The 21,718-nt window shown below is 61.9% G+C and carries 17 protein-coding genes; 9 read left to right on the top strand and 8 right to left on the bottom strand.

Going from position 1 to position 21,718, the window contains the following annotated elements; genetic code table 11:
- The first annotated feature begins 2 nt into the window (after positions 1 to 2).
- The 7 genes from murA to ABSB13_RS02400 all read left to right on the top strand — a co-directional run bounded on the left by murA (position 3) and on the right by ABSB13_RS02400 (position 9,505).
- The gene (gene murA, locus ABSB13_RS02430) at positions 3 to 1,259 is read left to right on the top strand and encodes a UDP-N-acetylglucosamine 1-carboxyvinyltransferase (protein ID WP_428105228.1); all 1,257 of its coding nucleotides are present in this window, start codon (positions 3 to 5) and stop codon (positions 1,257 to 1,259) included.
- A gap of 32 nt (positions 1,260 to 1,291) precedes the next feature.
- Positions 1,292 to 2,641 (top strand): histidinol dehydrogenase, encoded by a 1,350-nt coding sequence (hisD, locus tag ABSB13_RS02425; RefSeq protein ID WP_428105226.1) that lies wholly within the window; start codon positions 1,292 to 1,294, stop codon positions 2,639 to 2,641.
- Positions 2,642 to 2,699: 58 nt separating this feature from the next.
- Positions 2,700 to 3,347: an imidazoleglycerol-phosphate dehydratase HisB gene (gene hisB, locus ABSB13_RS02420; RefSeq protein ID WP_428105225.1), complete on the top strand. Its 648-nt coding sequence runs from the start codon at positions 2,700 to 2,702 to the stop codon at positions 3,345 to 3,347.
- A gap of 5 nt (positions 3,348 to 3,352) precedes the next feature.
- Positions 3,353 to 4,090 carry a 1-(5-phosphoribosyl)-5-[(5-phosphoribosylamino)methylideneamino]imidazole-4-carboxamide isomerase gene (gene hisA / locus ABSB13_RS02415; RefSeq protein ID WP_428105223.1) on the top strand — a complete coding sequence of 246 codons (738 nt, stop codon included), beginning with the start codon at positions 3,353 to 3,355 and terminating at the stop codon, positions 4,088 to 4,090.
- A 996-nt stretch (positions 4,091 to 5,086) separates the two neighbouring features.
- On the top strand, positions 5,087 to 5,518 hold the full coding sequence (locus tag ABSB13_RS02410; RefSeq protein WP_428105221.1) for a TadE/TadG family type IV pilus assembly protein: 432 nt from the start codon (positions 5,087 to 5,089) through the stop codon (positions 5,516 to 5,518).
- Positions 5,515 to 7,173, top strand: a complete 1,659-nt coding sequence (locus ABSB13_RS02405; RefSeq protein WP_428105220.1) for a hypothetical protein — start codon at positions 5,515 to 5,517, stop codon at positions 7,171 to 7,173. Before ABSB13_RS02410 ends, ABSB13_RS02405 begins: the two co-directional genes overlap by 4 nt.
- A gap of 160 nt (positions 7,174 to 7,333) precedes the next feature.
- Positions 7,334 to 9,505, top strand: coding sequence for an acetate--CoA ligase family protein (locus ABSB13_RS02400; RefSeq protein WP_428105218.1), 2,172 nt, complete (start codon positions 7,334 to 7,336; stop codon positions 9,503 to 9,505).
- A 5-nt stretch (positions 9,506 to 9,510) separates the two neighbouring features.
- Here the strand turns inward: ABSB13_RS02400 and ABSB13_RS02395 are convergent, their stop codons facing one another.
- On the bottom strand, positions 9,511 to 10,899 hold the full coding sequence (locus ABSB13_RS02395) for a hypothetical protein (RefSeq protein ID WP_428105216.1): 1,389 nt from the start codon (positions 10,897 to 10,899) through the stop codon (positions 9,511 to 9,513).
- Between the two features lie 43 nt (positions 10,900 to 10,942).
- Here ABSB13_RS02395 and sppA point away from each other — a divergent pair, with 43 nt between their 5' ends.
- Positions 10,943 to 12,760 carry a signal peptide peptidase SppA gene (sppA, locus tag ABSB13_RS02390; RefSeq protein ID WP_428105214.1) on the top strand — a complete coding sequence of 606 codons (1,818 nt, stop codon included), beginning with the start codon at positions 10,943 to 10,945 and terminating at the stop codon, positions 12,758 to 12,760.
- An 8-nt stretch (positions 12,761 to 12,768) separates the two neighbouring features.
- Here sppA and ABSB13_RS02385 read toward each other — a convergent pair whose 3' ends face one another.
- From ABSB13_RS02385 to ABSB13_RS02360, 6 genes are all read right to left on the bottom strand, one after another.
- Positions 12,769 to 13,692 (bottom strand): DUF2333 family protein, encoded by a 924-nt coding sequence (locus ABSB13_RS02385; protein WP_428105212.1) that lies wholly within the window; start codon positions 13,690 to 13,692, stop codon positions 12,769 to 12,771.
- A 66-nt stretch (positions 13,693 to 13,758) separates the two neighbouring features.
- Positions 13,759 to 14,553 (bottom strand): acyl-ACP desaturase, encoded by a 795-nt coding sequence (locus ABSB13_RS02380; RefSeq protein ID WP_428105211.1) that lies wholly within the window; start codon positions 14,551 to 14,553, stop codon positions 13,759 to 13,761.
- Between the two features lie 91 nt (positions 14,554 to 14,644).
- Complete coding sequence (locus ABSB13_RS02375) at positions 14,645 to 15,820, bottom strand: D-alanyl-D-alanine carboxypeptidase family protein (RefSeq protein WP_428105209.1); 1,176 nt, start codon at positions 15,818 to 15,820, stop codon at positions 14,645 to 14,647.
- Positions 15,821 to 16,022: 202 nt separating this feature from the next.
- Positions 16,023 to 17,093, bottom strand: a complete 1,071-nt coding sequence (locus tag ABSB13_RS02370; RefSeq protein ID WP_428105207.1) for a GNAT family N-acetyltransferase — start codon at positions 17,091 to 17,093, stop codon at positions 16,023 to 16,025.
- Positions 17,094 to 17,096: 3 nt separating this feature from the next.
- Positions 17,097 to 18,077 carry a type II secretion system protein GspC gene (gene gspC, locus ABSB13_RS02365; RefSeq protein ID WP_428105205.1) on the bottom strand — a complete coding sequence of 327 codons (981 nt, stop codon included), beginning with the start codon at positions 18,075 to 18,077 and terminating at the stop codon, positions 17,097 to 17,099.
- Positions 18,078 to 19,442: a glutamate--cysteine ligase gene (locus ABSB13_RS02360; RefSeq protein ID WP_428105203.1), complete on the bottom strand. Its 1,365-nt coding sequence runs from the start codon at positions 19,440 to 19,442 to the stop codon at positions 18,078 to 18,080. It abuts the gene before it with no gap.
- Between the two features lie 781 nt (positions 19,443 to 20,223).
- Between ABSB13_RS02360 and ABSB13_RS02355 the strand changes: the two genes are divergently transcribed.
- Positions 20,224 to 20,610 (top strand): hypothetical protein, encoded by a 387-nt coding sequence (locus tag ABSB13_RS02355; RefSeq protein ID WP_428105201.1) that lies wholly within the window; start codon positions 20,224 to 20,226, stop codon positions 20,608 to 20,610.
- Positions 20,611 to 20,930: 320 nt separating this feature from the next.
- Here ABSB13_RS02355 and ABSB13_RS02350 read toward each other — a convergent pair whose 3' ends face one another.
- Positions 20,931 to 21,635, bottom strand: a complete 705-nt coding sequence (locus tag ABSB13_RS02350) for an NHL repeat-containing protein (protein ID WP_428105199.1) — start codon at positions 21,633 to 21,635, stop codon at positions 20,931 to 20,933.
- Positions 21,636 to 21,718 lie beyond the last annotated feature (83 nt).

Below are 21,718 nucleotides of genomic sequence, written 5' to 3'. Positions count from 1 at the left end.
CGATGGAAAAAATGATAATCCATGGAGGTGCTCCGCTGCGCGGCACCGTCATGCTCAGCGGCAGCAAGAACGCCGCGCTGCCGATCATGATGGCGTCGATCCTGACGCCGGAACCGCTTTATCTCAGCAACGTTCCGCGGCTTCGCGATGTGGAAACCGCGATGGCGCTGCTAATCCAGCTGGGCGTTGCGGCGCGCTGGACCGACGCGCATCGCGTCGAGCTTTGCGCCGCCAAAGTCACTTCGCACGAGGCGTCGTACGAACTGGTCAAGACGATGCGCGCGTCGTTCGTCGTGCTTGGCCCGTTGCTGGCGCGCACCGGACGGGCGCGCGTGTCGACTCCGGGCGGATGCGCGATCGGCGCGCGGCCGGTGAATTTGCACATCGCGGGGATTCGCGCACTCGGCAGCAAGATCCAGTTTCGCCACGGTTACGTCGAGGCGCACGCCGAGAAACTGACGGGCGGCCGGATCTGGCTGGATTTTCCCTCGGTCGGCGCAACCGAGAACATTTTAATGGCGGCGGTCACGGCCGGTGGCCGCACGGTGATCGAAAACGCCGCGCGCGAACCCGAGGTTCAGGACTTGGCGCGAGTGCTGGTCAAGATGGGCGCGAAAATCAGCGGCGCCGGAACGCACGTGTTGGAAATCGAGGGCGTCGAGCGGCTGCATGGCGCCGAGCACGAAATAATCTGCGATCGAATCGAGGCGGGCTCGATGATGGCGGCGGCGGCGATCACCGGCGGCGACGTTACGATTGCAAACGCCCCGGCCGAGCATCTGGAGGCGGTCGCGACCAAGCTGCGCGAGGCGGGCGTCGTGGTGGAAGCCAACGGCAACGGGATCCGCGTCGCGCGCGGCGGTAAGCTCAAGTCGGTCGAGCTGCGCACGCTGCCGTACCCGGGGTTTCCGACCGATCTCCAGGCCCAGATGATGGCGATGCTGACGCAGGCCGAAGGCACCTCCGTCATCACGGAGACGATTTTCGAAAATCGATTCATGCATGCCCAGGAACTGGCGCGGATGGGCGCCGACATCGTGATGAAAGGTCCCACCGCCGTGGTGCGCGGGCCGTCGAAGCTGAGCGGCGCGCCGGTGATGGCGACCGATCTGCGCGCCAGCATGGGATTGATAATCGCGGGCCTTGCCGCGGAAAACACGACCGAGCTCAGCCGCATCTATCATCTAGACCGCGGCTACGAGGCGCTCGACGCCAAGCTTACGCATCTCGGCGCGCGAATCGAGCGCGCTCAAGAATAATTCGCCAGGTCAGTTCAGAGGGTTGAAGCCGCATGAGGCCCCGGATTCTTAAGTCTCAGACTCCTGAGTTCAGAAAATTTCTGGGCGCCATACTCGCGCGCCGCGGCGCCGACGGCGCCGGTATCGACCGCGTCGTATCGAAGATTATTGCCGACGTGCGAAAGCGCGGCGACCGCGCGCTTATCGATCTGACGGCCAAATTTGACGGGGTGAAACTTACCGCGGCCACGATCCGGGTGACGCTCGCGCAGCGGCGAGCGGCGATCAATCGAATCGGGGTTGAAGATCGCCGGGCGCTGGAGCTGGCGGCGCGGCGAATCGCGGATTTTCATCGCCGCACGATGGAGCGATCGTTCATCTATCGCGACAAGTCCGGGATGCGGCTGGGACAGATGGTGCAACCGATGCGCCGGGTGGGGATTTACGTGCCCGGCGGCCTGGGCGCGTATCCGTCGTCGGTGCTGATGAACGCGATTCCCGCCAAGGTCGCCGGCGTCGCCGAAATCGTGATGGTCTCGCCGCCGTCGGCCGAGGGCGAGCGGCTGGCGGTGCTGGCGGCCGCGGAAATTGCTGGCGTGGACGAATTCTACCGCGTGGGAGGAGCGCAGGCGGTCGCGGCGCTCGCCTACGGGACCGACACCATCAAGCCGGTGGACAAGATCGTTGGTCCCGGCAACGCATTCGTACAGGCGGCCAAGCGGCTGGTCTATGGCGTCGCCGATATCGACAAGATGGCGGGGCCGAGCGAGGTGTTGGTGATCGCCGACGACCGCGCGCGTCCCGAATGGATCGCCGCCGACCTGATCGCGCAGGCAGAGCATGGTTCCGGCGACGAGACGGCGATGCTGCTGACGACGTCGGCGCGAATCGCGGAGCGCGTCGCGGAGGCGGTGGAAGTCGCGCTGAAAAGTCTGCCGCGCGCCCGCCAGGTCGAGAATGCACTGGTCAAACGGGGCGCCATGGTAATAGTTCGCGATCTCGATGAGGCCTTCGAGCTTGCCAACGAGATAGCGCCGGAGCATCTCGAGCTCGAAGTGCGCAATCCGTCGCGATGGCTCCCGAAGGTCAAGGCGGCGGGCGCGGTTTTTCTCGGACCGCTTACGCCGGCGCCGCTTGGCGACTACCTTGCGGGCCCCAACCACGTGTTGCCGACCGGTGGTGCGGCGCGGTTCGCGTCGCCTTTGGGTGCATACGATTTCCTGAAACGAACCAGTATAATCGAGGCGTCGCGAGGCGCGATTGCGGCGCTCGGGCCGGTGGTTGCGCATCTGGCGCGGATGGAAGGATTCGAGGGGCATGCGCGCGCGATGGAACTGCGGCAGGGGCTGACCCCTGCACCCGGTGTCAAGAAAAAGAAGCGGGCGTCGGCGGTTAGAAGTTGAGGGGCAAAGGTGAAGCGGGAAGGCGGGAATCGAAATGCGGAACAAGGAAAAAGTCGGGATGCGGAATCAAGCTAAGACCCGCGCGCGGCCAGCCGCGGAAATTGCGCCGGCCGAGGCCAAGCGCAGCGCGGAAGTCGAGCGCAAGACGCGCGAGACTTCGGTGGCGGTCGCACTCAAGCTCGACGGGGCAGGGCGCGGCGAGGCCAAGACCGGGGTTCCGTTCCTCGATCACATGCTGGAAAGTTTCGCGCGCCATGGATTTTTCGACTTGAAGGTCGAGGCCATGGGCGATTTGAACGTAGATGACCATCACACGGTTGAAGATGTCGGAATGGTGCTGGGCAGAGCGTTTCGAGAGGCGCTGGGCGATCGCGCGGGAATCAAGCGCTTTGGCGAGGCGACGGTGCCGCTCGACGAGGCCGTGTGTACGGCGATTGTCGATATCAGCGGGCGCGCCTACCTGGGCTACAACATCCCGATCAGCCAGGAGCGGGTCGGTAACTTTCAGACCGCGCTGGTGCATGATTTTATGAAAGCGCTGACGGACGAAGTCGGGATGAATTTGCACCTCAACCTGATTAGCGGCCGCAACCCGCATCACATCATCGAGGCAACCTTCAAGGCGTTGGCGCGGGCGATGGACCATGCAACGGCGCGCGAGCCGCGCCTGTCAGGCGTGCTCTCGACCAAAGGCACGCTCAGCTAGTCGGCTTGTTCGAAAGCTTCACCGTTATTCCCGCGATTGACCTGAAGGACGGCCAAGTCGTGCGCCTGCTGCGCGGCGAGATGAACCGGGCCACCGTTTATGGGGCAGATCCCGGCCAGACCGCGCGTCGCTTCGAGCGGGAGGGGGCGGCGCTAATCCATATCGTCGATCTGGATGGCGCGATTGCCGGCGCGCCGCGAAATATCGAAGCGATCGCCAAAATTCGCGCGGCGGTGAAATGCGCTATCGACGTGAGCGGCGGACTGCGCACAATCGAGGCGGTTCGCGCGGCAATCGCGGGCGGCGCCGACCGGGTCTCGATTGGCTCGGCCGCAATCCTCGATCCCGAGCTGGTCCGCCGCGCCTGCGGCGAGTTCCCGGGGATGATTTTCGGGTCAATCGACATTCGCGAGGGCCGGCTTGCGGTCAAAGGATGGGTCGAGACCAGCCAGCTCACCGTAGCCGAGGCGGCGGATCGGTTTGCGGCGGCGGGAGTCGCGGCGGCGATCGTGACGGACATCTCGCGCGATGGCGCGCAGGTGGGCGTCGATGCGGGCCGGATGGAAGAACTCGCCAGGGCGGTGCGCATCCCGGTCATCGCCTCGGGCGGCGTGGCGAGTCTCGACGACATTGGCGCGCTTCGGACGCGATTCGACGCGGGGGTGGTGGGCGTAGTCGTGGGACGGGCGCTGTACGAAGGAAATTTCAGCCTGCGCGACGCGTTGGCTGCAGCGGTCGGCTAGCAGGCCGGATTCGGGTTCGGCCGCGTAAGAGCTTTAAGATTCTTTGGTAAAAACCCTCTTCGCTATAGCTATCTTACGCATTTCTAAGCTATTCTATCATTTCTTTTGAGTCCTTTGTCACCGCGTAGTTAGTAGCTGAACGATGCTAACCAGCCAGTTTGCGTCCGGTACGAGGCGGCTTAGCCGAGTTAATGAGCAATTCCGATAGTTATAGTGGACCAAGCGGATGTAGCATTGCTCTTGACATAGAGGGTGACGCAGGTGAAGAATGTTGAAGCTGATTATAAATGTGAAATTAGGGTCTGAACGGGACGTAGCCAATCAAAAGCAAACAGCGATAAACACCGGATTCTTATTTGAGTCATTAGATGCTTGAAACACAATGAGTAATTTTGCTACAACCAGTAAAGTTTGGCAGGGCGCTGACGGTATTCACTTCCGCGGTTAACAGTTTCAACGAAGTAAACGCAGGGAGGGACACGAAATGAATCTGATCAGAAAACTGTATGTTAAGGCTAATGAGTCAGCGCGGGGCCAGACGATGACGGAATACGCGTTGATCCTTGCCGCAGTCGCGGTTGTGGTTTACGTGGGTTACCAGACCATGGGTTCGGACATCGGGTCTTTGCTGGGCTACGTGGACAGCAACCTCTAGAGGAGTGCCGACCGGGTGAGGGCTGATCAGACAGAGCAATACCCAGTCGATGGATGAGCGCGCGACGGTTCTGGAAGCGGTAATTATTTCGCGCGCTGGGGATGTATAGCGCAGTCGCCGGCGCACATTATGAGCCTTCGTCGTGTCGCCATAGTTCGCCACAAAGTAGCGGAAATGCTACTGATTGACGTAGCAAGCATGCCAATCTGGCGTAATGCTCGACAAAAAGAGCATAGAAGGGTAGAGATTTTGGCTGGCACAGGCGATGCGTGTCGTCGCTAACGCCGGGGGACTGTATGAAAAGGTTTAACCGTCGCAGATTAGGCGAGCACGGCCAGACGATGACTGAGTTCGCCCTCGCGGTGCCGGTACTGCTGCTCGTGCTGGTGGGCATGGTGGTGTTCGGGATTGCCTTCAACAACTACGAGACGCTGACATTTGCTACCAACCAAGGTGCGCAGACGCTTTCGTTTAGTCGAGGGTCAACCTCAGACCCGTGCGCGACGGCGACGACGCAGATAATAAATTCAGCGAAGGGCCTGGTCGCGTCGAATCTCACGTACACGATTGCGTTTGGGACGATCAATACGTCAGGTGCGTTTGTGCCGACGAATACGTATACGGGGACCACGTGCAGCGCCGCGTCACTAATAGGGGGCAACACTGCCGAAGTAACGGTTACTTATCCGTGCAACCTTAAAGTTCTGGCGTTCAATTTCAATCCTACGTCTACCTGCCTGCTCACGGCGCAAACGGCGGTACAAATCCAATGAAGGCAAACGACAAATCTATGATCCGAATCAATAAGTCTATGGTTCGCGGGTTGCGCGGCGGCGAGCGCGGGCAGGGGGTGTTCGGATTCCTGCTGCTCTTTGCGATCGGCTTTCTCGCAGTGGGCGCGCTTGTGATCGACGCCGGGCGTCTCTATTACGCCTATCAACAGCTCGTTTCTCAAACCCAGGAGGCGGCATTAGCGGCAGGCATGGCCTTGGGCAGTGTTCCGACCACTGACACCCAAGCCCAAGCAATAAGCTACGTAAAAGCCGCTGCGACGACCTATAGCGGTCAAACTGGGGATTTGAACAACCTTACTGCCAGTCCGCTGACCAACGTTACGATCACGGCTACGCCAACGTGCCTGGCGGGCTCCAGCACCTTAATTTTGCCGCCTTGCACCGCCTCTCTGGCGAGCGATAACGCCGTTACCGTGACGGAGACCGCCACAGTGCCGACGACATTCGCCAAATTGCTAGGCGTCAATTCCTGGAATATCTCGTCAAGCGCGACGGCGAGCGCAAAGGGCGGGTATAATGGCCCGTACAACCTGGCAATCATCGTGGACTCGACGGCGTCGATGGGTGATACCGACTCGGACAGCCAATGCGGTGGCACACGAATTTCGTGCGCGTTGGCTGGCGTCCAGGTTCTGCTGAACTCGCTCTCGCCATGCTATCCGGGTTCGACATCCGGCTGCGGCACGGCCACAACCAGCAATGTTGACGTCTATAGCGTAAAGGGTTTGACGACCGGAACCCTGACTTCGTATGCGCAGACGGGGACCGAACCTGCGTATAACGTCACGAACGCGGTCGATGAAGTGGCGCTGTTTACCTTCCCAGGGCTGACAGCGGTCACGCAGGCCCAGAATGATTTCGCTTGCCCGACGGTAAACCCCTTAATTACTCCTTACAACAACGGACCCGTGTACCAGATCGTTCCGTTCTCGAGCGACTACCGGGCTTCCGACACTGCAACTACGCTGAACACCAGCTCCGACCTGGTCAAGGCGGTTGGCGGAGCGCCAAGTTGCGGCAAAGGGATGGGCACTCCGGGCGGCCAAGCAACCTACTATGCGGGGGCAATTTATGCGGCGCAAGCGAACCTCGTCGCGAACGCAAGGCCGAATACGAAGAACGTGATTGTCATCCTCAGCGACGGTCAGGCGAGTGCTTCGGATGGCGGGACTTCTTCGAAAGGCCCGGCATACCTCACAAGCTCAGTTGCGGGGTGCACCGTGAAGGCCCCCTCAAGTGGCGACAACCTGGCGGGATGCGTGACGGGTTTCACAAGCACGGATGAATGCGCTGCGGCGGTCACGGCGGCCCAAGCCGCTGCGATGGCGTCGGGAACCAACGCAAACAATGTCACCTACGGGGGAACCACGATATACTCGGTCGCCTACGGCGCGGAAGCATCGGCGACAGCGCAATGCCCCTCTCTCAGCCCATGCGAGACGATGGAGGATATGGCCCTGAACGCTGGCAGTACAACCCCATATATGCAGAACTTCTTCTCCGACTACACTGCGACGAAAAGCTCCGGCACCTGCATCTCAAATGCTCGACCGACCAGTAACCTGAACCAGATATTCCAGGAAATCTCGTACGATCTCACGGCCGCCCGGTTGATCCCCAACAACACGATGTAGGCGCCGCCTGAAGAAGCTTCGCGCCGGGATGCGCCAGCGCTACGACCGTAGCGCCGACGCATCCCGGGGGCGTCTCGGTGCGCGAGATCGCAATCGCGGCGTTCGGCCGCAGCTCCCCGGTAGTTCAAATAGTTCTTCGGCTCTGCTATACGCGACAAGCGTGACTGATTCGATCGTTTCATCGCTAATATCGTCGGCTCGTTCCAGTGGACGAACCGTTCTTACGGAAATCGAGAGCAAGCGAATCCTGCATTCGCTCGGCCTGCCGGTGATAGTGCCGGAGGCTGCTTTGACGGCCGATGACGCGGTGCGAGCGGCGTCGCGGTTTGGATTTCCGGTGGCGCTGAAAGTGCTGTCGCCGGATGTGAGTCACAAGAGCGACGTGGGCGGTGTCGCGCTGAATCTCGACAGCGAGATTGCGGTGCGCGATGCATTCGAGCGAATTCGCGGCAATCTGGCGGCACGCGCCCGCGAGGCGCGCTTCGAAGGCGTTGCGGTGGCGCCGATGGCGAAGGCGGGCGTGGAGCTGCTGGCAGGGACGTACCGCGACGATCGATTCGGCGCGATGGTGATGGTGGGGCTGGGGGGAGTGCTGGTCGAAGTGATGAAGGATACGGCGCTTGCGCTTGCGCCGATTGGCGGGCGTGAAGCGGCGTCGATGCTCGCGCGGCTGCGCGGCGCGGCGATTCTGCGCGGCGTGCGCGGCCAGCCCGGCGTCGATATCGACGCGATCGTCTCGATTCTCGAGACGGTGTCGGGAATCGCGGCGACGCATCCGGAAATCTCCGAGATGGATCTCAATCCGGTCGTCGCGTATGAGGACGGGCTGGCGATCCTGGACGCGCGAATCGTGCTGGCGGCGCCGGCGGGCGAGGCGTCGCAGCCGGACCCGCATCGCGCAGCGCGGCTCAAAAATCTCGAGCGCGCGTTCAACCCGCGCGTGGTTGCCGTGATTGGCGACAAGCGGATGAGCGGGTACATGTGGATCCGCGCGATGGCGCATCTCAAGGGCAAGCTCTACTCGGTGCAAATCGATCCCAACGAGATACCTGGAATCGAAGCGATGGGCGTGGAGAATCGCAAGAGCCTGGCCGAGATTGCGGAGCCAATCGATTACGCGGTCAGCGCCGTGCCGCGGCAGATCGCGCCGCGAATTTTGAAGGATTGCGTCGCCCACCACGTCGGCGCGATCGGATTTTTCACGTCGGGATTTTCGGAAACGTCGGAGGAGCTGGGAATCCGGCTGGAAGCCGAGCTGCGCGAAATCGCGATCGGCTCGGAGATCGCGCTGGTAGGCCCCAATTGCATGGGGCTGTATAGCCCGGGGGCCGGGCTGTGCAATTTTCCCGAACAAAAAGCCGGCGAGGCGGGCGACGTCTGCTTCATCTCGCAAAGCGGCACGCACACGATTAACTTTTGCCTCCAGGCGCCAACCCGCGGGATCAAGGTCAACAAGGCGGCGTCGATCGGCAACGTGCTGGTGCTCGAGGCGGCCGACTATATCGACTTGATGGCAGCGGACCCGGCGACCCGGGTGATCGGGATGTATATCGAAGGCGTGCGCGACGGGCGGCGCTTCTTCGACAGCGTCCGGCACGCAGCCGAGCGTCATCCGGTGGTCATCTGGAAGGGCGGGGTGACCGAGGCGGGCGCGCGGGCGACGTTGTCGCACACCGGGTCGCTCGCGACTCCCGAGGCGACCTGGCGCACCGTCGTGCGGCAAAGCGGCGCGGTCGAAGTGGCGAGCCTCGATGCGATGCTGGACGCGGTCGAGCTGTTCGCGCGCGCCAAGCGGATCGGCGGCCGGCGCATGGGGCTGGTCGCGATGACCGGCGGGCAATCCGTGGTAATCACCGACACGTTTGCGACCGCGGGGCTCGAGATTCCCGCGCTGTCGGAGTCGTCCTACGAGGAACTGAAGAGGTTTTTCAACATAATCGGCGGCAGCTACCGCAATCCGCTCGACGCGGGCGGCACGATCGGCGCGGGGCATGATCAGGGCAATCTCGATCGCATCCTCAGTGTCCTCGAACGCGATCCGGTCATCGACGCAATCGTGCTGGAGGTTGGGACGGGGCTGCGTGCATCACGCTGGGCCGCGCACGAGGATGAGGTCACGGGCCTGCTCGACAAGCTGGCGGATTTTGCCGGGCGCTCGACCAAGCCGTTTGCGGTCGTGATGCATCCGGCGCACCTCGAGGCGATCGTGGCGCGGGGCAAGGAGCTTGCGCGCGCGCGAGGCCTGGTCGTGTTCGAGAGTTTCGAGCGCGCCGCGGCGGCATTCCGGACCGCGGCGGACTACTGGGGAAATCGCGCGCAGTTGGGCAGCTAGAAAAACTAACGGGGCGGAACGAGCACAGACATCACCGTGCCCGCCGTCGCGTCGCCGTCGAGAAGCGCCAGCCATCGACCCTTGAGCGACCAGCTCATCGTGACGGTGCCGCGGGCCGGACCTTCGGCGATCAGAAACGCACTGTCGTATTTCAGCGAATAGGTGAGGATTTTTCGCCACGGCACCGGCAGATTCGGCGCATACATCTGCATCGCGGCTTCATTGGCAGACTTTGAATACTCCAGCGTGCTCTGCGCGAGCATGTCCGCCGTAGTGTCGAAGCCCAGCGGTTTCACATCGACCTCGCTTTGTTCGGGTCGCGCAATTGCGAGTTGCGCAAGCACCGGCGCCTCGGGACGCTCGCTCGCCATCTTGTACGTGAGCTTCTGATTGCCCAGCGTGATCGTGTTGCCGCCGCCGGTGAACGAGGCCGCGCCCGTCGATATGCCGAGCAACTTTTCCTCGCCGGTCGTTATGTCGTACTTGAATACGCTGATCGTACTGCGCGCGGCGTCGGGCGCGACATACACGAATGACCCTTCGTCGTCCTGGTTCCAGTCGAGCACGCGGATAGGCATGGGCAGGTGAAATCTGGTGCAGCTGGATGTGCGCCGATCGATGATGACCGGCGCAGCGCCCGCGTCGCCCTGGCCGACCGCATAGACGCCGTGCGCGCTCCAACTGAGCGCCGACATCGGGCATGAGAACTTCACCGGTGCGACGGAACCGGCGCCAGTGACGACGATCAGCTGTAATCCATCCGCGCGATTGGGCGGTGGCTCCCCGGCAGGTTCGGTTGGTTGGGACTTCAGCGCTTCGCCGGTGACGCCGGACTCGAGCGGTTCAGGGCGGCGGCGCAGTGCAAGCGCGATCGTCGCGTTGTTCACCCAGTCGATCGAGATGGAATCGAACTGGCCATTGAAGCTGGCGATCACGTTGCCCGCGCCGGTGGCGATCAGGTCGCGAATGATCACATCGACTCGATTGCCATTCGGGGCGACCATCGCGGTCGCGAGCGTCAGGCCGTTGGGACTCGCGGCGAGGTCCGCGATAGTTCCCTCCTCGGCCGCGGCCGGCCCCGTCTCCGCTGCCAGGATACGGCCGGCTCGCCACCCGGCGCCTCCCAGGCCATACATAATCGTGTGCCCATCCTGGGTCCCGATGACGCCAAGCTCTTCGCCATTCTCGAGCCAGATGGGAGGACGGGTAGGAATCGGCGCGAATCCATTGGGCATCTCGACGTTGGTCAGCACCTTGATGCCCTTGGTGACCTCCAGGGTGGTCGAGTGGCCGACAAATGCAGGAGTAGCTGGCTTGTGCGCTTTCGCAGTCGAGCACGACGCAACGCCCGCGGCGGCCAGCGCAAGAATCGCGATGAGGAAAGACCTGGGCATTCAAAAACGGTAGTGTATTAGGCGCGATGAAAAAAGGCGACCGATGAAAAGTCCGCGAATTGAACGGTTGTGGATAAGCCGCGAGGCTCGACTCGCAATTATTGTCGCGATTTTGAGTGCTGGCGGCTCGATTGCATGCGCGGCCGGCGACTGGAAGCTGGGAATCGCCATCCTTGGAGTCGCGGTGGCGATGGTGGCGGCGTTCTGGTTTGCCGTCGTCAGGCCCGCGCAAATTCCCCATGACGCCGTCGTGATAGTTCGCCTGGCGGGTCCGATCGAAGAGGACGTGACTCGCTCGATTCTCGATCAGCTCATGCGCCGCGGCGCGCAGAGCCTCGACCATCTACGCTACGTGCTCGAGTCGGCGGCCATCGATGACGACGTTCGTGCGATCGTGGTCGAGATCGCGCAGTTCGGCGGCGGTCTGGCCACCGCACACGAGATCCACCGACTGCTGCGCGCCGCGCAGGCGGGCGGCAAGCGGGTGATCGCGCTGCTGCGAGGCGACAACGCGGGGCTGCGCGAATACCTGGTCGCGGCAGGCGCGGGAGAAATCGTCGCCAATCCCGACACGATGCTCACGATGCTCGGCGTGGCTACCGGTGGCGTCTTTCTGAAGGGCGCGCTCGACAAGCTGAAGATCCAGGCGCAAACGCTGCAATGGAAAGAGTACAAGGGCGCCGGCGAGATGCTCGGGCGCGACACGATGTCGCCGGCGGTGCGCGAGAGCATGGAGGCGATCGTCGCGGACTGGGAAAAGATCCTGATCGAGGCGATCGCATCGGCCCGGAATCTGACCGCGCAGCGCGCGCGCGAGCTGATCGCGGCGGGATTCGTCAGCACAAAGTTCGCCGTCGAGAACCATCTGATCGACCGCGAAGGCTATATCGAAGACCTCCGCGCCGAATTCGATCCCGAGGGCAAGTGCAAAGTGTTCACCGGCATGGCGCGATACCGGCGCCACGCAATCTTTGCCCGTGAACGCGGGCGGCGCGCGCGAATCGCGCTCGTGCACGCCAGCGGGCCAGTAATTTCGGGCGAGGCGCCTGCGACCGGCGAATTTATCAGCGGTGTCGCGACGGCCGCGCAAATCGATCGCGCGTCGCGCGACGAACGAGTAAAGGCAATAGTGTTCCGCGTAAATTCTCCCGGCGGCTCCGCAGTTGGCTCCGACCTGGTGTGGCGGGCCGTGCGCGAGGCGCAGGGGCGAGGCAAGCCGGTAGTGGTCTCGATGGGCGATGTGGCGGGCTCGGGCGGCTATTACGTTGCCGCGGGGGCCGACGCGATCGTGGCGGAAGCGGCGACGATCACCGGTTCGATCGGGGTCGTGTACGCGAAGTTCAATCTGGGCAATCTGCTCAGCGAACTCGGCGTCCATTTCGATTTCGTAAAAAGCGCGCCCATCAGCGATGCGATGTCGATGGCGCGCGCGATGACCGACGGCGAACTCGCACAGCTCAACGAAGCCATCGGTCATCTGTACTCGGGGTTCACTGCGAAGGTCGCGCAAGGCCGGCGGCTCACGGCAGAGCAGGCTGAAGCGGTAGCCAAGGGGCGCATCTGGAGCGGCCTGGCGGCGAAGGAGCGTGGACTGATCGACGAGATCGGAGGGCTGTCAACCGCGGTGGCAATCGCACGAAATCGCGCGCACCTCGCCGAGCATCAGCGCCACCAACTGGTGACCTATCGTGCCGAGCGCAGATGGCTGGAGCTGCGGCCCAGGATCGTGGAGGCCTCGACCCCGTGGGCGATTGCCGCAGCAGCCGGCGCACTGGGCATCCCAAGCCGGTGGGCGCCCGCGATGCTCGAAATGCTCATACGCGGCGGCGTGATGCTGCTCTGTCCGTTCATCGAGCTGTAGCGGCTCCGCTAAAGCGGCGAGCGTTCCAGCTCTTCGCGTATCGAGTACATCTTCTGGCGCGCTTCGTTGATGTAGGCGTCGAGGTTGCGCCGATGATTCGCGAACAGTCCGTCGGGCGAGCCGTTCATGACAATCAATGGTTTCATAAGGGCGGCCTTGCCCAGCGCGTCGATCGAATCGTCGAACAGCGTCTTCAGGACCGGGTCGTCCTTGATCTGCCCCGCGTATTCGCGCTCGAGCGCCTGCATCATGTGATACATCAGGTGCGCGTAACCCTGCGAGTGATAGAAATAATGGTCGCAGTCCCAGCTATGCACCGGGCTGCCGTCGTCCTTTGTGCTCCGGTACAGGTTCGCGTGCGCGTCACCAAGCAGATCGCTCCACGTCTGTATCAATCGCACTAACTCGACGGCCCGGGTGTTGAGCTCGCGCGACGACGGCGGCGTGGTATGCAAGCCGGCGACGTAGGAGCGCAGATGCGTGATGCCGTCGTCGTACTTGCTTTCGGCCGACGGCAGTATCCACTTCTCGGCATCGTTGCGAAAGTCAGTGTCGGCGATCACAAGATTTGGATCGTACTGATTCGAGGAAACCTTGGTCAGGTGATCCTTGAAGACGCGCGTGGTTTCGCGAACGGCCTGGATGATCCCGAGTTGGCGATCGGAGTTGTTGTCCGCCGCGACTTTCGGGCCCCACAGAAAGAAATCGTTGGGACGCCATCCGAAACCCGTGTGCAGCTCATGGTCCATGATCGCGGCCAGCGTCGAGGCATAGATCTCGCCGGGCACGGTAGCTTTGTCGGGCGGAAAAAGCTGGTCGATATTGTAGTCGAGACGATCGTGATGCTTCTGGCCGAAATGAAGCGCGAGGTTGCCGCCGATCCAAATGAACAGCAGGGCCGCGGCGCCAATCAGGAGTCGGTTCCGGTTCATCGCAACAGTATTGGCATCAAGCAGCGATACTGCCGGATGAAATTATATCGCGTTGGATCGCGCCTGCTAAGACGCAGCCCGCAGTGGAAGCGCTGCGGCGCTGGCGCTCTTGAGCTCGTCGCGAGTGGTGCCCAACTGCTTGAGCAACGGAAGAATTGCGCGCGTGAAGAACAGGCGTGGACTGATTCCGCCGCCGCCGATTCTGAGGTTTTCGTGATAATTCGGAATCAGACCGTCACCCGGCATCTTGAAATTCGCGATCACGTGCGCGAGATCCGCCAGCGTGCCGGTACGGTCTTCGGCCATCTCGATCGCGACCATCTCGCGGTAGAACCCGGCGTGAGCTGCCTCGTCGCGGCTGACCAGAAAGAAAATCGCCTCGAGCGTCCGGTCTTTCTCGAGTTCCGCGCGATCCTTTTGCGCGCGATAGGCGAGATAGGTCGCCGCTTCCTGCAGCGCTCCATAGCAACTCATCCGGCGCTGCGTCGCGAATGGAAGTTTCCACGAGCGCGAGAATACGTCGGTCTCGAACGTGTCGAATTGCGCCTGGGTGCGCAGCCCGGAGCGGAGCAGGTACTCGCGGAACACGAGTCCATGGCGCGATTCCTCGAAGCTCCACGCAGTCTGAAACCATGAGAGCCCAAACACGCCGCGCAGCATCTTGACGCCGGCCGCGTTGTAGTCGGGCAAGTACATCTCCTCGGCGCAATACGTCTCGATGCGAATCGCGCGTTCCTCGGTATTGGCGCGGGGAGAAAGCTTTTCCCACGGGACGTCGTCGAAGAGATTCCAGCGGCGCTTGCGCTCCGCAATCTCGAAGAAGTCCATATAGGCGCGGTAGAATTTGTCTTTGGGGGTCATCAAGCAGAACTACGCGCCCAAGGCTAGCACGTACGAGCTGCACAACCTAATCGAGCATGTTTCACAGAAAACAAATCGTGGCAACGTGGACTCAGAATACCCCTAATAAACGTTTAGTTAGCGAGGCTTTCTTGGCGATGGCGGAAGGCGCGAACAGCGCGATCGTAGCCACCGATTTGCCGCCGGCGGTCACGTTAGCCGTGCCAATCTGCTGGCCCGCCTTGACGGGAGCCTCGATCGACGGCGGCAGATTGTAATCGACCTTGATCGCGTTGCTCGCCGCGCCACGCTTGACGAAGACGCCCGCGTCGCCGCCCCAGACCGGCGTGATGCTGGCAGTTTCGGCGTCGGTTACCGCAACGGATTGCGCGACCGGCGTACCTTTCTTTGCGACCGAATGCATCTCGTAGTTGAGAAAACCCTGCGAAAGCATCTCGGCCGCTTCCTTGAAATTCGTCAACTTGTGCTGGCTGCCGAGCACCACCGCGACCAGCCTCAGGCCGGCGCGTTTTGCGGTTGCGACCACGTTGAATCCCGCCTTGTCATAGAATCCGGTCTTGAGGCCGTCGCATCCCGGATACGTCCGTACCAGGTGATTGGTGTTGCGCAGCTCGAAGGTTCCGGCGCGAAACGGTGCGGTGTCTATCGACGACCATCGGATCACGTCGGGATATTTGAGCATCTCGCGCGCGAGAATTGCCTGATCGTAGGCGCTGGCGACGTCGGCCGACTGTCCCTTCGCGGGCGGCAGGCCGTGAACCGAGTAGTAGTGCGAGTCCTTCATCCCGAGCGCGGCAGCTCTCTGGTTCATCATCACTACAAATGCGTCGGTCGAGCCCGCGATATATTCCGCGACTGCCACCGACGCGTCGTTGGCCGAATGCACGACCACGGCCTTCATCATGTCGTCGAGAGAAAACGTCTCGCCCTCCTTGAGATAGACTTGCGAACCGCCCATCTCGGCCGCTTTGCGCGAGGTGGTGATCTGGTCAGTGAGCTTGAGCGATCCGTCGTGGATTTTCTCGGCGGCGATTAGCATCAGCATCATTTTGGCCAGCGATGCGGTCGGCCACGGCGTGTGATCATTGGCCTCGAAGATGACAGTGCCGGTCGTGGGTTCGAGCACGCAGGCCTCGGTGTAAGGACCTTGCAGGCCGGTGTTCGACGCACTGGTGCTTTCGTCTTCGGCGGGCGCTGCGCTGGCATGATGACGGCGCGCGGCAAAGGCAGTGTGCGACGACGCCAACGCGGCGAGCGCAACGGTCACGGCGATCAATCTAAAATGTCGGCCAAATGTTCGGCCAGCGGAAATTCCGGCGACGGATTCGCCGGATGGAGTAAGAACTTTCATCACACCACCTCCCCAACACATCGACCCCGTGAAAAGTGAAAGAACCAATGAACGAATCAATACTAGACAACAACTCGCGCCGCAGCGAGCACCCATGAACCGCGGGATGATTTTTCGGTCAGAAGCGGTCGGCGGTCCAGAACAAAGATCGCGAGTCGGCGAAGATTTCGAACGCGCGCGCTGACGCAGCCTTCGGAGCGATCGCGAACCGGCGCGCGAGTTTGTCGGGCGCCAGAATTCGCCACATGTAAAAGTTGTCGGTGTGATGCGCGACGGGGCAGCCCGCGCCGTCCAGCGCTTTTTCGAGCGTGGGATCGTGCGCGGTATGCGTGACGAGAACCGGCGGCGCGGCGGGCGTGGAAGCGCTGTGGAGCACGGCGGCGCGCCGATGATCCCCGATGCGTGCGCTCGTGACCGGCACGCCGGATGCCTCCTCGCCGAGGCACTTGAACGTCGCGAGCATCGCGTCCATCCCGCCCGCGCCGGCAACGTAGCCGTATTCCATCACCATCGAGAGGCCGTAGAAGCGCGCCACCCGCGCGTACGCCGCAATCCGTCCGCCGTTGCGACACACCACGAAATATTCCTCGGAGCCCTCGCCGGGATGGAGCGGCTGATTGCCGGCGAATTTGAGATTGGCGCGCCACGCGGTGTCGTCGCGAACCGCGGTGACATTGAATCGACCGCTGTAGCTGCGATGAATCGCGGCAACTTCGGCCAGGTCGCGAGCAATCTCGAAACTGTCGATGACGAAACGATTGGGCGCGTTCAGTGAAGCGGCGCTCGCCAGGATGCTGAACTTGCGCTCGATCTCACGCCATCCGAACTGGTTGTAGAAGCTCAAGCGCTCCGCGAACAGCAAGGATACTTCGAAGCCCTCGCGCACCATGGTATCGACCGCCAGGCGCATCAGCGCCGAGGCGACGCCCTTGTGCCGATACTCCTCGAGGGTGAAGACGGAACCGATGCCTCCCATCGGAACCGATTGTCCGCCGAGGTTTATGGCGCGATCGAAAATCTGGACGGTGGAAACCAGTTGGCCGCGGTCGCGCGCGACCAGGCACAAGGCGTCGCGAAAGCCGGGATCGTTATGATTGTAGCGGGCGAAAAATTCGCGGTCGTTGTACCATCGCGCGAGCAGGTCGAGCACCTCGTCACGCTCGCCGCGCTGCGCGGCCCTGACTTCCATCGCTTATTTCAGGTCGAGATGAACCGCGGTTGGCGCTCCGCCGCGATTGACTGTGAGATCGAGCGCCGACTGGGTTTTCATCGCTTGCATCAGGCCCATCGCCTGCATCGGATTGGTGACGGGCTTTCCGTCGATCGAGGTCACCAAGTCCCCGTTTTGCAGGCCGAGTTGGTCGAAGACGGAGCCCGGCGCGACCTGGGAGATCGAGAAGCCGTCGGTCTTGCCGTTGACGAAATGGGGCATCGCGCGCATCTGCGAGAAGAACTGGAGAGGATTTTCCATCGTCTGCTGAACTTCGGCGCGGCTGACCTCGAATTTTCCGGGACCGAGCTTCTTCAGCTTGAGATTGCTGATGGCTTTGCTGTTGTCGTCGCCATTTTTAGTTTGACCATTGGCCCCGGGACGACCAATAGCCCCGGGACGACCAAATCCGCGCGGTCCGCGCTGTATCGCTGGGTGAACGCCCCTTTGCCGGGGCGACTTAACCGCGCTGCTCAAAGCGGAAGAAGGCACTTCGGCAATCTCCGCGGCCGGAATCTCGATGGCGACGCGATGACCGTCGCGGTCGATGATCGCGCGGTTGGTTTCGACGGCTACCAGCTTGCCCGCATCCGGGATGTCCTCTCCCATCTGGTAGAGCGACTCGGTGTTGTGATCATCCTCGACGATCACGTACGGCTTCGATTTGCTTAGCAGCGAGGTGCCGATCAGCTTCAGGTGCAGGTCCTCTTCCACCACCGGCGCGGGTCCGCTCTCCTGCGGTACCTCGTTGAAGATGTCGCGCTTGACGATTGCGTCGTAGAAGGCGCGCGCGTGCGGGCCTGCGGCCTTCGGCGCGGCCGACGATGCGGCGGGAGCGGCGGCCTCATTTGAAACGCTGCGCTCGATGATGTCCCGCACGCACATGGCCGAGACGATCGCCAGTGCTCCAACCAGGACAAAGTTCAGAATCGTGACGTGGAGTTGTGTGAACCTGATTTCCATCTACAGAATCGATTTAGCCTCGTAAGCGCATCCTTTGACTAGACGGCCAAAGTCGTAGTTCCATTCACCCTTCCAGCGGCTGATCACGAGGCTGGCCTGGCTGTGACCGCCCCGGACCAGGTCCATCAGGCGCAACAGGTAGATGCTCTCATCCTGGCCGTTTTTGTTCAATGCCCGCTGGCGCTCGAGTCCTTTGGCCGCGATCTGCAGCAACTCGTAGCCCAGCGCCTGCAGCTTGATTCTTCCGACCCGCGCGTCGAGGCCGTTCTTATGCGCGGCGTCGGCGATTTCGAGCCGCTCGCGATAGCTCCATCCCTTAACCAGGTCCCACGCCGCCTCGAGGCAATCGTCGTTGTAAAGCATGCCCTTGAGCAGTGCGGGCAGCGCGAGCATGAATTGCGGCGGCTGGCTGTCGGCGGTGCGCACCTCGACGTATTGCTTGAGGCGGACCTCGGTAAAAATCGTCGTCAGATGATTGGTCCAGTCGTCAACGGTGGCGCGCTCGCGGCCGTATCCGCGCGACAGGTATTGGCGGAAGGTGAGGCCCGGCGGCTGGGTGAGATCGATGTACTCATGATTGCGAATCAGGAAGTACATCGGCACGTCGAGCGCGTACTCGGCGTAATCCTCGAATGAGCAATCGCCGCGAAACACGAACTCCGGAACCCCGCTGCGTTGGCTGTCGGTGCCGGTCCAGATGTGCCCGCGGAAGCTGTGATAGCCGTTAAGATCGCCGTCGCTCAGCGGTGAGTTGGCGAAAATCGCGTAGAGGATCGGCACGATACCCATGCTGACGCGCAGCTTGCGAATCGCGTCAGCCTCGTCGCTATAGTCCAGGTTGGCCTGCACGCCCGCGGTCTGCTTCATCATCCGCTGGCCGAGCGTCCCCATCCGCGCCATGTACGGGTACATGATGCGGTAGCGGGCCTTGGGCAGGAGTTCGATCTGGTCGATGCGGCTTAAGGGCTGCATCCCCAGTCCAAGCACCGTCGCACCGATCTGGCTGGTGATATCGATTATCTGTTGCACGTGGAGCGCGAACTCGGCATAGGCGCAGTGGATGGTCTCGCACTGCTCGCCGGACAACTCGATCTGACCGCCCGGCTCCAGTGTGATCGCCGCGCGTTCACCCTTGAGCGCCATGATGTGCCCGTGCTCGTTTTCGGGCTCGAAGCCGTAGTTGGCCGCCATCCGGCGGATCAAGTCTTCGACGCCGCCGGGACCGGAGTAGGGTATGGCGGTGCAGTCGGCGCTGCGGACGACGACTTTCTCGTACTCGGTGCCGACCCGCCATCGCGCGCGCGGCTTGCCGCCTTGCTGGAAGTAGCGGATTAGATCCTCTTTCTTTTCGAGCAACTCACTCATGAATCAAATCGAATCGCGACTCCCTGAAAAGAGGCTCCGCTAAGCGCGTATAATGGCCTTGGCAAACATACGAGGCAAGCACACAGTGGGGCGCGCGCCGGGCCGTGGGTCTGGTAGAACTTTCTTTGTGTCATCCTGAGCGAAGCGAAGGATCCCGGTTCCTACCTCGCCCGTTATTTTCACGGGAGAGGAAGCCGGCCGCTTGGCGGCCGGTAGGTGAGGGTTCTGCGTCCGAGCAATGTGCACGCCGCCGCAGCGCGTCCTCTTTTTGTGTCATTCTAGAGCGCTTCTGGATAACTCCGCCTCCACCAGCCGAAGCCCTGAGAGCAGCCGAAGGGGAAGAATCCCGGATCTTTTTTCCTGAATTGCCTCGCCCCAGTTAGGATGTGGCGTTCCGCGCGACTTATTACGCGCCTCGCCCGCTATTGTTGCGGGGGAGGCCGCGCTCCGGCGCGGGTGAGGGTGCAGACTTCACGGGAGAGGAGGCCGGTCGCCTTGCGTCCGGTAGGTGAGGGTTCTGCGGCGCATCGACTCTTTCCGTCATCCCGAGCAAAGCCGGCGGCGCCGAAAGATCAGGCCGTAATTTCACGGCCTGTTGGCACCGCAGAGGATTTGTAATCCTCTGCGTCGTTGGAAAGCGGCGCGATTTGTGGTCGGCTGCTGCCTAGACAGGCGCGGTGGCGTGGCGCATGCTCAGCCGAGGCAGCGGGAGACACGAGGCTGCCACATGGAATCGAAACACCGCCGGGGTCCACATGTACGGAGGAGAACACCGATTTCAATGAACATAGACCCGAATCTCTACAAGTCGTTCACCGAGATTTACGAAATCGGCGAAAACATTGTCGAGGTCGTGCGATCCGCCGGGGCGCCAATGCGCGTCGCAGAACGGACCGCCGAGCGAATGCTAGCGGAGGGGCCGCACGCGCGGAGGTTCCGCGTAATCGCAACGCGCGTTCTGCGTGGCCCAACTTACAAGTATCGTGCCTGCATCGAGGAGCTTATTAAACTGCCGATCGATGGGCGAGAAGCGCATGTGTGGCGAGATGTGACGCATTACTTTTCGAATTCGTCCGCCGACTCGGTCGAGGCCTGCATCCATCATGCCCTGAGCTTCATCAGTTCCCTGCAGGGCAGGGCTCACGTTTTCGAGGACCCTAACTTTTGAGAAATGAACAAGTTCGCTGTGCCCCCCGTGGCCGGCAGTAACCCACCCGCCAACGCCCCGCTCAGGCCGGACAGACGGCCCGACGGCGCGGGCCGGGCGCGGTGGTGGGATTTGGGGCCGAAATGTATGCGACATTTGCCACGTCGCTTGTGTCGCTCGATCCCGGGCCGAAATGGCGCTCGGTTCAGGCCAAGCCAAGCCAAGATTCCCCGCGTGATCGCGGGATAAACGGGATCAAGGGATTAAGAATCCTCTGCGTGGCGGCAAAGCGGCGCGATTCGGCGATGATGGCGCGCGAGAAGGCGGCGGTGGGAAATTTCCTATGGACTGATCACGATGCCCTGTGGACCCGCTAGGCCGGTGCTGCTACCGCCGATCACTGCGCTGGGTGTGGCGTCGCCGTTGCTACCGGCTGGATAGATGACGATGTTTCCGCAGTGGGAATTGCAGGCCTGCGGATAATAACTCGCCACATAGATGTCGCCGGCTGAATCCAGTGCAATGGAACAAGGATCACTAACTGCAGTTATGGTGGCGCTGGGTGCGGCGTTGCCCTTGCTACGGGCTGGATAAACAGTGATGAAGCCGATGCCGTCGAGATCCCCCCAGTCGTTTGTCACATAGATGTTCCCGCTGGCATCCAGCGCAATACCCGAAGGGAAGTAGAGGCCAGTGTTGCCGCCTGCGATCGTAACGCTTGGCGTAACGTTGCCATTGCTACCGGCTGGATAAATGGTGACACTTCCGCAACAGGGTGGTTGGGTTTCGTTGTTCGCCACAAAAAGCTTACCGCTGGAATCCAACGCAATGCCAACAGGCTGATCAAGTCCAGTATTCGAACCACCGATGACAGCCGCCGGTGCAACATCGCCGTTGCTTCCAGCCGCATAAACGGTGACGTAGCCGTTACCGTCGGGTCCGATCCCGCTCCCGCCGTTCGCGACATAAATTTTCCCGGTCGAACTGACTGCAATTCCGACAGGATAATAGAGTTTGGTGCGGGCACCGCTAGGGAAGCTCTGCACAGGTTGCTGCGCAGAGGTGACTGACAGAAGTGATCATGAGGATTGGGTTCAGCGAAGTGGCATCGAGGGGCGGATGGCGCCGC

This window comes from Binatus sp. (SeqCode) (assembly GCF_050013435.1).
In the GTDB taxonomy this organism is placed as follows: domain Bacteria; phylum Desulfobacterota; class Binatia; order Binatales; family Binataceae; genus Binatus.
Note: the sequence above shows the minus strand (reverse complement) of the source record. Positions and strands in the feature narration are given on the sequence as shown.